An 11,891-nucleotide genomic window follows, 5' to 3' on the forward strand; every position below is an offset into this window, starting at 1 on the left:
ATTAATCCGGTTTAATTCCACGAATCCGCATCGAATGCGGCTCGATTGAATACGCTGGCCCCGGCCGCCATTCAGGGCGAGGTGCCGGGGCGGGAAAAAACGGGGTTTTCGGTCGAGCACTAATGTAGATGTGTCCGTGCTCCAGACGCACCTGATCGCCGGTGTGCAGCCAACCGTCATGCGTCAGCACCCGGGCGGTGGCCGCGTGGTTGTTCCAGTAGCCGAGCATGACATTCTCGCCCTTCACGAGCAGCTCGTCCTCCGCCCCGATGCGCAGCTGGAGCCCGCGTAGGGGCACACCGACGCTTTCGGGGATGTTGTCCTTAAGCGGATTGAAGCTGATGACCGGGCTGGTCTCGGTCAAGCCGTAACCCTGCAACAGGGGCAGGCCCAGACCGATGAAGGTATGCGCGACGGGTGCCGGCAGCGGCGCACCGCCACTCACGGCGACACGCAGCGCCCCACCGAGCTTTGCAAGGACTTGACCGGCGACCTTGCGGCGCAACAACGGCCAAAACAGCGTCAAAGGGTGCCAGCCGCCGCGCCCCTGCTCACGCAGGAAGGACCGCCATCCCACGGCGACGGCGAGCCGGAACAGCCAACGCGCGGGCGCCGGGCGTGCCTTCAGTTGGTCCAAGATGCGCTGGTGGACCCGCTCGAAGACACGCGGAACGGCGATGATGACGGTTGGGCGAATGCTCTGCATGTCGTCTGCGAGCTGCGCGACCGACCGCGCGAAAGCCACCGTCGCCCCGGCCATCATCGGCAGATAATAGCCGCCCGTGCGCTCGAGCATATGGGAGAGCGGCAAGAAGGAGAGAAACCGATCCTCCTGGTAGCAATCGATGACAGTCAGAGCACCATGCGCATTGCCCAGGATGTTGCGGTGGCTGAGCATGACGCCCTTGGGGCGCCCGGTGGTTCCGGAGGTGTAGACGATGGTCGCCAAGGAACTCGGATCGCCGTCACGCTGCACAAGCTCCGGCGCCGTCTCCGGCAGCCAATCCTCGGCGATCGCTACCCGCGGATCCGCGGCCGCGATCTCGCGCGCCGCCGGGCTCGACTCGAGGATCACGACGCGTGTCGAAAAAGGCGAGTCACCGAGAACGTCGGCCAGCCGCTTCCAACGTCCGGCATCGTGGATCAGCAGCAGCTTGACCGCCGCATCCCGAAGGATATAGGCCGCGTTCTCCGCGCGGTCGTCCGTGTAGAGCGGAACGGTGACCAGCCCGAGCGACAGCGCCGCCTGATCGAACACCACCCAATCCGGGCAATTGCGCAGCAGGATCGCGACCCGGTCCCCGCTCTCGAGCGCCTCGCCCGCGAGCGCGCGGTGCCAGCGCGCGACCCGCGCGCTCATCTCCTCCCAAGTCAGCTCGGCCCAGCCGCCGCCGCGCTCGAAATGGCGGTAGGCGACCCGCGTCGGCGAGCGCTTGACGCGTTGAACAAAGAGCCCGTCCAGGGTCTTGGCGCGGTCGATCGGGATCAGGTCCTCGGACCATCGGCTCACGGGGCTATCCTCCTGGTCTCGCCGTCCCACGCGGCGAGGTGGCGTCTCGATTCTCCGGTCCTTGCCCGCGATCGGGGGATCGCTACTCGTGACGAGGCCTGCGAGCAGGACCGGGTTCTGTTGTTTGCTCTATTGTCGCCGTGCAGCGTCTTGCGTGCCAGCATCGGGCCGCAGGGGCAAGAGCGAGACGCGCAGCGCAGCCGAGCGGAAAGGCACACGGGGCAACAGCCGAAAAACCTCCGGCGAACGCCGAGCCTCTGCTAACCTGTGGCCGGACCGCGACAGCGCCTCCCGGCCTCCGATCCCGGTCACTCGGCGCCCGGGCAGAGACCCTGCGGAAGCATCAACCATCTTGTTTTGCCAATAAATTCTGTTAATATAAGAAAAGTCTAATATTTTAGAGGACCGCCACCATGCCCCTCATCCCCCTGCTCAGACCGGCACTCGCGGCCCTGACGGCGCTTGCCGCACTGACTCTTCACGCCGCCGAGACCCTCGCACTCGACACCGCACCGGCCGAGTACCGCACCCTACCGCGCGAGTATCGACTCGACGGCGTCGTCGAGGCCATCAATCGAACCACCGTCTCGGCGCAGACGACGGGCCAGGTCCAAGAGATCCTGTTCGATGTCGAGGATTTCGTCGAAAAGGACGCGATCGTCGCTCGGCTGAAGGATACCGAGCACCGCGCACGGGTGGCCCAAGCCGCCGCCGATTTGAGATCCGCCTCGGCGCGGCTGGAGCAGACGCAAGAGGAGTACACGCGCGTCCTCGGTCTGTTCGAGAAGAAGAACGTCTCCGAGTCCGCCATGGACCAGGCGAAGGCGGATCTCGCCGCGGCGCAAGCGGAGCTGGAATCCGCCACCGCCCGGCTCGAGCAGGCGCAGGAGCAGCTGGAATACACCCAGATCCGCGCCCCCTACTCGGGCATCGTCACCCATCGTCACATCGAGGTCGGCGAGACGGCGAGCCCCGGCCAACAGGTCATGAGCGGGATCTCGCTCGATCAGCTGCGGGTGATCGTCGACGTGCCCCAAAGCGTCATCCCCTCGGTGCGCGAGGGCGGGATCGCGCGTATCCATCTGGGCCCCGAGGAGATCATCCAGTCGGATCGACTCACCATCTTCCCGTTCGCGGACATGGGCTCCAACACCTTCACCGTGCGGCTCGATCTGCCGGACGGCACGAAAGGCCTCTTTCCCGGCATGTTCGTGAAGACCGCCTTCGAGATCGGCGCCAAACAGGAGCTGACGATCCCGTCCGAGGCTGTCGTGCACCGCTCCGAGGTGACCGCCGTCTATGTCGTGGACGACGAGGGGCGAGTCGGCTTTCGCCAGATCCGGCTCGGGCGCGGCGTGGACGGCGGCGTCGTCGTGCTTGCCGGGCTGACCGAAGGCGAGCAGGTCGCGCTCGATCCGATCGCCGCGGGCGTTGCCTTGAAGTCCCAATCGAGTGCGGGCGACGCCGAGGCGGGACAAGATCATGGCTGAGCAGCTCGGCATCTCGGGCAGCATTGCCCGGCGGTTTCAGAACACCGAGATCACCCCGCTGCTGGCCATCGTCGGCCTGCTGCTGGGGTTGTTCGCGATCCTCGTCACGCCGCGCGAGGAAGAGCCGCAGATCAACGTCACCTTCGCGGACATCTTCATCCCCTTCCCGGGCGCCTCGGCGAGCGAGGTCGAGCACCTGGTTGCCGGACCGGCCGAGCAGGTCTTCTCCGAGATCAAGGGGATCGAGCACGTCTTCTCGGTGTCGCGGCCCGGCATGGCCGTGGTGACCGTCCAGTACAGGGTCGGCGAAGACAACACGGACGCCGTGGTACGGCTCTTCAGCAAGGTGCTGGCCAATCAAGACTGGCTGCCGCCGAACCTGGGAGTCGGTACCCCGATCGTCAAACCGAAAGGGATCGACGATGTCCCCATCATCACCGCCACGCTCTGGTCCCCGGACCCCGCCGTCGGCGCCTTCGACCTCGGGCAGGTCGCCCATGCGCTCGAGCAGGAGATCAAGCGTGTCCCGGGCACGCGCGACGTCTACACGGTCGGCGCGCCGTCCCAGATCGTGCGCGTGCGGTTGGACCCGCAGGCGCTTGCCGGCTACCAGATCGACCTGAGCGACCTGCGCCGCTCCTTGCAGGCGGGCAATGTCATCAGGGACAACCTGACGGTGACCGCCGACAACGAGGAGATCCTCGTGCAGGCCGGCACCTTCCTGACCTGCCCGGAAGAGCTCCATCAACTGGTCGTCGGCCTGCACGGCGGACGCCCCGTCTATCTCAGCGACGTGGCGACCCTGGAGCGCGGCCCCGAGCAACCTGAGGCTTACGTGCGGATGGGTACCGGCGCGGGCGCGGTCCACACGGATCTCGACCTGTCCGGCAGCACCCCGGCCGTCACCATCGCGGTGGCCAAACAGGAGGGCGTCAACGCCGTCGCGGTCGCCGAGCAGGTCATCGAGCGTTTCGCGCAGCTCGAAGGCACCTTCATCCCGGACAACGTCCAGGTCACGGTCACCCGCAACTATGGCGCCACGGCCGACTACAAGGCGCAGAAGCTGATCACCAAGCTGATCTTCGCGACGGCCTCCGTGGTGCTGCTGGTGTGGCTCGCGATCGGCTGGCGCGAGGCGATTATCGTCGGCGCGGCCGTCGTCGTGACCCTGGCCCTGACGCTCTTCGCCTCTTGGGCCTGGGGTTTTACGCTCAACCGGGTCTCGCTGTTCGCGCTCATCTTCTCCATCGGCATCCTGGTCGACGACGCCATCGTGGTCGTGGAAAACATCCACCGACACATGGCGATGAGCAGGGCCAAGCTGCTCGACCTCATGCCCAAGGCGGTCGACGAGGTCGGCGGACCGACCATCCTCGCAACCTTCACCGTCATCGCCGCACTGCTGCCGATGGCCTTCGTGAGCGGACTGATGGGGCCCTATATGAGCCCGATCCCCATCAACGCCTCGATGGGGATGCTGATCTCGCTCGTCGTCGCCTTCGTCTTCACGCCCTGGATGGCGAATGCCATGCTCGGCAAGCGCCACGCCGCAGGCGCCGGACATGCGCAGCACGGCGACGATCCGGATGCGGCCCATGCGGGCGGGCGTCTCGACCGTCTGTTCAACACCGTCATCGGGCCTTTCCTGGTCGGGCGCAAAGGCATCCTCAACCGCTGGCTGCTGCTGGCCGGGATCCTGATCCTGATCGCGGGTTCGATCTCGCTCGTGACCAGCCGGGTCGTGATCCTCAAGATGCTGCCCTTCGACAACAAGAGCGAGTTCCAGGTCGTGCTCGACATGCCGGAAGGGACCAGCCTGGAGCAAACGGCGCGGGTGCTGGGCGAGATGGGCGATTTCCTGGCAACCGTCGACGAGGTCACCGACTTCCAGATCTATGCCGGCACGGCCGCGCCCATCAACTTCAACGGTCTGGTGCGCCAGTACTATCTGCGCGAAGGCGCACACCTGGGCGACATCCAGGTCAACCTCGTCGACAGCCACCACCGCGATCTTCAGAGCCACGCAATCGCCGCCGGCATGCGCGCCCCGCTGCAGGAGATCGCCTTGCGGCACGGCGGCAATGCCAAGATCGTCGAGATCCCGCCGGGCCCGCCGGTGCTCTCGCCGCTGGTCGCGGAGATCTACGGGCTGAACTACGACGGACAGATCCGCGTCGCTCGCGAGGTCCGCGAGATCTTCGCGTCCACGACGGACATCGTCGATGTCGACGACTCGGTCGAATACCCGTCGCGCAAGCTGGTCGTGGTCGTGGATCGCACCAAGGCGTCGCGTCTCGGCGTGCCGCAGAGTACCGTCGCTCAGGCACTGTCCACGCTACTCGACGGCGAGGACATGAGCTATCAGCACTGCGCCAACGTCAAATACGCCGTGCCGATCCGCGTCGAGTTGAGCGAGGCGGACAAGGCCGATCTGGATCAGGTGCTGGCCTTGCGGGTCCTCTCGATGTCCGGTGCACTGGTGCCGCTCTCCGAGATCGTCGAGATCCAGGAGACCGAGCGAGCGCACAGCATCTACCACAAGGATCTGCTGCCGGTGGTCTATGTCACGGCCGACATGGCCGGCGAGACCGATAGCCCGCTTTACGGGATGTTCGAGATCTCGGATCGGCTCGCGCAGGAGCAGGGCCTGGAACAGTGGTTCATTCAGCAACCGACCAACCCCTATGAGTTCAGCCTCAAGTGGGACGGCGAATGGCAGGTGACCTACGAGACCTTCCGCGACATGGGCATCGCCTACGGCGTGGGACTGATCCTCATCTATCTGCTGGTGGTCGCCCAGTTCCGCAGCTATCTGGTGCCGCTGGTGATCATGGCGCCGATCCCGCTGACGATCATCGGCATCATGCCCGGCCATGCACTCCTGGGTGCGCAGTTCACCGCGACCTCCATGATCGGCATGATCGCGCTCGCCGGCATCATCGTGCGCAACTCGATCCTCTTGGTCGACTTCATCAACCAGCAGGTGCGCGAGGGTAAAGGGTTCGAGGAGGCCGTCATCAACTCGGCCGTGGTGCGCGCCAAGCCGATCGCACTGACCGCGGCCGCAGCCATGGCAGGGGCGCTCTTTATCCTGGATGACCCGATCTTCTCGGGGCTGGCGGTCTCGCTGTTGTTCGGCCTGTTCGTCTCGACCCTCTTGACCCTGGTCGTGATCCCGGTGGTCTATTACGGCGTGATGCGCAAGCGCGTGGAGTGGATCCGTACCGCGACGGGCTGATGGGATCCGAGATCGGATCGGCAACCGGGGCGTCCTGCCCCGGTTGCCGATCGCCCCGAAATCATCCGTTCATAGGCCCGGCCGGTAGGGTGGACGAGCGAGAGCGAAGTCCACCGAACCCCGCTCCGGTACTGGTGGACTGCGCTGCGCTTGTCCACCCTACAGCTCTTCCATGCGCGCGCAGTCGGGACGCCTATTCACGGAAACCGCCGAAGGTCACAGGCCCCGCGTCGCGCCGTCGACCCGCTCGATCCGCAGCCTCAGCTCCTTATAGCTGTTCACCCCGAAGGGCTCGTCCCCGCAGCTGCAGCCGCCGACGATTTCGGTAAAGAAGACCCCGACGGCGACCTCGATCCGTTCGGCAGTCGCACGACTCGACAAGAGGGTCACCCCGAGACTCGTGGGATCGATCAGGCCGCCCTGCTCGCCCGCAATCGGCAGAACCCCGTCGGGAAGGGCGAGAAGCTCGCGACTCAAGACCTCGGCGAAGGCGGGGCTTCCGAAAGCGTCGACCGAATCGCAGAGCTTGAAGGCCGGCCGAGACCTCTCGTCGACGGACCGACGCGCGATCGACACGGCTCAAGACACCGCTAGGCCCGCAAGATCATCCGGCAGATGGATCCGCAGCCAGTCGAGGATCTCGCGGCGGGATCGCGCGCCGCTGAAACGCCCCAACTCCACACCGCGATAGAAGAGGATCACGGTCGGGAAGCCGCGCAGCTTGTACTGCCCTGCGAGCTTCATGTTCTCGCCCTCGTCGACCTCGATCTTGGCGAGACGAATCCGCCCGTCGAGATCGGCGACCACACGTCCCAGGTGCGGGGCCAAGGCATGACAGGGCGCGCACCAGTCGGCCCAGAAGTCCACCAAGACAGGCCGGACCTCGGACGCATCCAGAACCTCATGTTGAAAGCCGTCGAGATCGACATCGATAAGATGCGCAGACGGATCGCCCGGGCTTGTCATAAAGCGCTTGTCCTTCTCGTTTAAGTCGTCGGAGCACCCGCGCCGCTAATCGGTCGGCGCCCAGAGATCGTCCAAGGCGATCGCCACCGCCTCGAAGGGCGCGACCGACACCGGCGCGCCGCCCGCGAACCGCCCGATCTCGCGCCAGTCCCCGTCATCCAGGACATAGGCTTCGAGCGTATGCGCCCGGGGGTCGATCAACCAGGCGTAAGCGACCCCGAAGTGCGCGTAGATCGGCATCTTCACCTCGCGATCCTTACTCTCGGTAGAGGGCGACAGGATCTCGCAGACCCAGTCGGGCACCACAGTGAAGCGGTGATCCTGCGGAATCCGCGGCAGTCGGCCGCGACGCCAGCCGGCCAGATCAGGCACATCGACCTCGGTGTCGCGGATGAAGTGCAATTCCGGCTCGTCGATGATCCACCAGCCACCGGGGCCGCCGCGTCCTCGTTGAAACGGGCCAAACAACTCGTAACCCAAGGCCGACGCTGTCACGACGTGCGCACCGCTCGGGCGCGGCTGGGTGTAGAGCTGGCCGTTGAGGATCTCCCCCGTCAAGCCTTCGGGCAAGGCTTCAAGCTGCTCGTAGAGTGTCGGGCGGGTCTTCTGGTTCGCGGACATGGCTCGGACTCCCGTCACGGGTCGATCTGTGAAGCATACTCGTCTGCCTGAACCTGTGCGGCAGGGTTGCAGCCCCTCTCCTTGTCGAGTGATATCCTGATGAAGCCGCCGCACTGGAGCCATCCGAGCGCCTGAGCTATTGTATCGGGCCTGAGCGCCGGGGTGGTCCCGGCCGCGCCGGAGACGACCCCGAGGCCATCCAATGCCCGATCGTGACACCCATCGTGCCGCCTTCCCCATCACCCGTATGCGCCGGATGCGGCGCGACGCCTTCTCGCGTCGCATGATGCGGGAGACGACCCTGACACCGGACGACCTCATCTATCCGGTCTTCGTATTGGAAGGATCCGGACAGCGCGAGTCGGTCGCCTCCATGCCGGGGGTCGAGCGTCTGAGCATCGATCTCTTGGTGGAAGACGCGATCGAGGTCCAGCGGCTCGGCATCCCGGCCATGGCGCTCTTCCCGGTCACCCCACTCGAGGTCAAGTCGCTCGACGCGTGCGAGGCCTTCAATCCGGATGGCCTCGCCCAACGCGCGGTACGTGCGCTGAAGGCCGCAGTGCCGGATCTCGGGATCATCACCGACGTCGCGCTCGACCCCTTTACCACACACGGTCAGGACGGCCTGATCGACGAGACCGGCTATGTCATGAACGACGAGACGGTCGAGGTGCTGGTCCGCCAAGCGGTCTCGCACGCCGAGGCCGGCGCGGACATCGTCGCGCCCTCGGACATGATGGACGGGCGGATCGGTGCCATCCGCACCGCGCTGGAGGCCGAGGGCCACATCCACACCCGCATCCTCGCCTATTCCGCCAAGTATGCATCCGCCTACTACGGTCCCTTCCGCGACGCCGTCGGCTCGGCGGGCAACCTGGGCTCGGGCAACAAATACAACTACCAGATGGATCCCGCGAACTCGGACGAGGCCCTGCACGAGGTCGCCCTGGACCTGGCCGAGGGCGCCGACATGGTGATGATCAAGCCCGGCATGCCGTATCTGGACATCGTGCGACGCATCAAGGACCAGTTCGGCGCGCCCACCTTCGTCTACCACGTGAGCGGCGAATACGCGATGCTCAAGGCCGCCAGCATGAACGGCTGGCTCGACGAGCGCGCCGTGGTGCTGGAAGCCATGGTCTCGATGAAGCGCGCCGGTGCCGACGGGATTCTGACCTACTACGCAAAGGACGTCGCCCGCTGGTTGGGGCGCTAAATCGCGTTTGGAGCAATCTGCATCGTTTTTGGATTGGATCTGGCTCGGCGAGATCCTTGAACTTCGGAGCTGACGCGATTTAGGGTGATAAAAATTTAGAACTTTAAACCGCGTCCCCGACGAAGCTCGGGTCTCCAGGAACTCAGCATCTCGGTCTGGACGCGGTTTAGGATGTCTCCTGCCTCCTGCCATGATTTCCGCTGATAGCTGATAGCAGGAGGCAGGAGGCCGAAACCTCCAACTCGATTCACACCGGAGACCGCCCCACGCCCATGCCGGACCACTACGCCGTCATCGGCAACCCCATCGCCCACAGCAAGTCGCCGCTGATTCATGCCGCCTTCGCACGCGCGACCGGCCAGGATCTCGACTACGGGCGCATTCTGGGCGATCCGGATGATTTCGCCGGCGAGGTCCGGCGTTTCCTCGCGAGCGGCGGGCGTGGACTCAACGTCACGGTGCCCTTCAAAGAGGCCGCCTGGGCGCTCGCGGACGAGCGCTCGCAGCGGGCCGAGATCGCGGGCGCCGTCAACACCTTGATTCGGCTCGAAGACGGCAGACTCCGCGGCGACAACACCGACGGGGTCGGTCTCGTCCGCGATCTTGCCGAGAATCATGGTTTTCGCTTCCGGGGTATGCACGTCCTGCTGCTCGGGGCCGGCGGTGCGGCGCGCGGCGTCCTGGTGCCGCTGCTCGAGAGCGGCCTTGACCGCTTGGTCATCGCCAACCGAACACCCGGCAAGGCCCGGCAGCTTGCCGATCTCGGCACCCTCTTCGGACCTGTGCAGGCGCGTGCCTTCGACGGGTTGGAGGGCGAGCGGTTCGACCTCATCATCAATGCGACATCGGCCGGATTGAGTGACGCCGTCCCGGCCATCCCCGAGGACTGTCTCGCTCCGGGCGGCTGGACCTACGACATGCTCTACGCCGACACGCCGACCGCCTTCCGTCGATGGGGGCAAAGACACGGCGCCGCCCGATCGCTCGACGGATTGGGGATGCTGATCGAGCAAGCGGCGGAGTCCTTTTGGTTGTGGCGCGGCGTCCGTCCCGACACCGCGGCCGTCATCGCAATGCTGAGACACCCGGAGTAAGGATCATGAAGACCGCCGTGTTGGGCCTGGGTCTGATGGGCTCGGAGATCGCCCTGAGGCTGAAGCGCCAAGGGCGGGAGGTTATCGGCTGGAATCGAGGCCAAGCCAATCGCGAAGCCGCGGCGCGCCGTGGGCTCGACCTGGCGCAAACACCAACAGAGGCCGTCGCGGCCTCCGAGCGAGCTCTCCTTGTCCTGAGCGACGCGGCCGCGATCACGGACACCTTGTTCAATCCCGCCGATCCGGTCGAATTGCGCGGTCGCGTCATCATCCAGATGGGTACCATCGCGCCCGCCGAGAGCCGCGAGATCGCCGAACGGGTCACCGTGCTCGGCGGCAACTACCTCGAAGCGCCGGTGCTCGGAAGTCTGCCCGAGGCGCGCGAGGGCGCCCTGATCCTCATGGCCGGAGGCGACCTCGATCTCTTCGAGCGCTGTCGGCCCCTCCTGCGCGACCTCAGCCGAGACCCTCAGTGGATCGGCCCGGTCGGACAAGCCGCCGCACTCAAGCTCGCGATGAACCAGCTGATCGCCGGGCTGACCGCCAGCTTCGCGACAAGCCTCGCCTTGGTACGCCGCGAGGGCATCAATGTCGAGCAGTTCATGACCCTGCTGCGCGGAAGCGCACTCCACGCCAAGACCTTCGACAAGAAGCTCGACAAGTATCTGAGCCACGACTACGGCGGCGCGAGCTTTCCGCTCAAGCACCTGCTCAAGGACGTGCGCCTCTTCGCGCGCGTCGGCGAGGCCGCGGGCTTGGACACCCGCATGATCTCGGCGATCGAGGCGGTCTGCGCCGACGCGGCGGCAGCGGGTCTCGCCGATCAGGACTACTCCGCGCTCTACGAGGTCTTGAGCGTGGCAAAAACCTCGAAGGGGTGACAGGCGGCGGAGCCCCACGAACCCTCGGAGCAACGAGCGCGGAGGATCAAGACCCGCACAAGGCTCGCAGCCATCCGCCGCGCTTCGAGGTGTCGGATCAAATGCTGCGCAAACCCGATTTCCGACGACACCGGTACGTGGTGTTGCCGATCCCGAGTTTCCGAACAACTCGACGCGTGTAGGTTGTGCTGACGATAGGAAGCACAACTGTCTCCGACGTTCGGTTGTGCCTCGCAAGGCTCGGCACAACCTCCGGCCCGCGGATCCTGCGGGATGCTGTGAGTACAGCGAATCGCGTCCGACACAGCGATCGCGATCCTCTCTACTACATACCACCTTGCAAGGCGTCAAGATCCCCATGGAGCTCCCCTTCACCCACAAACCCGGTCGGCGCGAGCGTCATCTGAGACGCCGACACGAGAACCCGCTCTTCGCCTGGCCCCCGCAAGAGGTCCCGCCCGAGGATCTGTTGGCCGCCCAGCAGGCGGATCACGAGGAGATGGAAGCCTTCCGCACGGACTTTCGCGCACTCGTCCAAAAGGCCGTCGAGCTGCCGCCGGACGCCGGCAGCGAGATCGTGCTGGGTCTCAAGGAGGCCCTGGAGCGGCACTACGAGCAGTCCTTCGGACTGCCGGAGACCCACACGGAAGAACGCGACGCGATCCGCAAGCTCATCGCCCTCATCATGAAGGCCGTCAAGCGCGCAGCGGGTGCCGATCCGCTTGCCAGACAGGAGCTTGCCGACGAGGAAGAGGCCCGCGAGATCCACTTTCGTCTGCTCGAGCAACCGCTGGTGGCCGATCTGCTCCACCCCGAGTCGCCGATCGGCCCGGACCAACTTGCTCCGACCGTCCTCTCGGCGACGCTCGACGAGG

Annotated in this window: 10 protein-coding genes; 6 read left to right on the forward strand and 4 right to left on the reverse strand. The window is 65.6% G+C overall.

Going from position 1 to position 11,891, the window contains the following annotated elements; all coding sequences use genetic code 11:
- Position 1: 1 nt before the first annotated feature.
- Positions 2-1,510, reverse strand: coding sequence for an AMP-dependent synthetase/ligase (locus THIMADRAFT_RS23850; protein ID WP_007195708.1), 1,509 nt, complete (start codon positions 1,508-1,510; stop codon positions 2-4).
- Between the two features lie 413 nt (positions 1,511-1,923).
- Here THIMADRAFT_RS23850 and THIMADRAFT_RS23855 point away from each other — a divergent pair, with 413 nt between their 5' ends.
- Positions 1,924-3,000, forward strand: a complete 1,077-nt coding sequence (locus THIMADRAFT_RS23855) for an efflux RND transporter periplasmic adaptor subunit (RefSeq protein ID WP_007195709.1) — start codon at positions 1,924-1,926, stop codon at positions 2,998-3,000.
- Complete coding sequence (locus tag THIMADRAFT_RS23860; RefSeq protein WP_007195710.1) at positions 2,993-6,238, forward strand: efflux RND transporter permease subunit; 3,246 nt, start codon at positions 2,993-2,995, stop codon at positions 6,236-6,238. Before THIMADRAFT_RS23855 ends, THIMADRAFT_RS23860 begins: the two co-directional genes overlap by 8 nt.
- Positions 6,239-6,454: 216 nt before the next feature.
- Here THIMADRAFT_RS23860 and THIMADRAFT_RS23865 read toward each other — a convergent pair whose 3' ends face one another.
- Genes THIMADRAFT_RS23865 through THIMADRAFT_RS23875 form a run of 3 tightly spaced genes read right to left on the reverse strand, consistent with a single transcriptional unit; the run spans position 6,455 to position 7,825 of the window.
- Positions 6,455-6,814 carry a hypothetical protein gene (locus tag THIMADRAFT_RS23865; protein WP_007195711.1) on the reverse strand — a complete coding sequence of 120 codons (360 nt, stop codon included), beginning with the start codon at positions 6,812-6,814 and terminating at the stop codon, positions 6,455-6,457.
- A gap of 3 nt (positions 6,815-6,817) precedes the next feature.
- Positions 6,818-7,204, reverse strand: a complete 387-nt coding sequence (locus tag THIMADRAFT_RS23870) for a thioredoxin family protein (RefSeq protein WP_007195712.1) — start codon at positions 7,202-7,204, stop codon at positions 6,818-6,820.
- A gap of 45 nt (positions 7,205-7,249) precedes the next feature.
- The gene (locus THIMADRAFT_RS23875) at positions 7,250-7,825 is read right to left on the reverse strand and encodes a Uma2 family endonuclease (RefSeq protein ID WP_007195713.1); all 576 of its coding nucleotides are present in this window, start codon (positions 7,823-7,825) and stop codon (positions 7,250-7,252) included.
- A 202-nt stretch (positions 7,826-8,027) separates the two neighbouring features.
- On the opposite strand from THIMADRAFT_RS23875, the gene hemB reads away from it, so the two are divergent.
- The 4 genes from hemB to THIMADRAFT_RS23900 all read left to right on the forward strand — a co-directional run.
- On the forward strand, positions 8,028-9,041 hold the full coding sequence (gene hemB, locus THIMADRAFT_RS23885; protein WP_007195714.1) for a porphobilinogen synthase: 1,014 nt from the start codon (positions 8,028-8,030) through the stop codon (positions 9,039-9,041).
- Positions 9,042-9,313: 272 nt separating this feature from the next.
- Positions 9,314-10,135: a shikimate dehydrogenase gene (gene aroE, locus THIMADRAFT_RS23890; RefSeq protein ID WP_007195715.1), complete on the forward strand. Its 822-nt coding sequence runs from the start codon at positions 9,314-9,316 to the stop codon at positions 10,133-10,135.
- Positions 10,136-10,140: 5 nt separating this feature from the next.
- The gene (locus THIMADRAFT_RS23895) at positions 10,141-11,016 is read left to right on the forward strand and encodes an NAD(P)-dependent oxidoreductase (RefSeq protein ID WP_007195716.1); all 876 of its coding nucleotides are present in this window, start codon (positions 10,141-10,143) and stop codon (positions 11,014-11,016) included.
- Between the two features lie 358 nt (positions 11,017-11,374).
- Positions 11,375-11,891 (forward strand): hypothetical protein (locus tag THIMADRAFT_RS23900; RefSeq protein ID WP_007195717.1); only part of this gene is annotated, 517 nt, incomplete at its 3' end.

Source organism: Thiocapsa marina 5811, from assembly GCF_000223985.1.
GTDB classification, from domain to species: domain Bacteria; phylum Pseudomonadota; class Gammaproteobacteria; order Chromatiales; family Chromatiaceae; genus Thiocapsa; species Thiocapsa marina.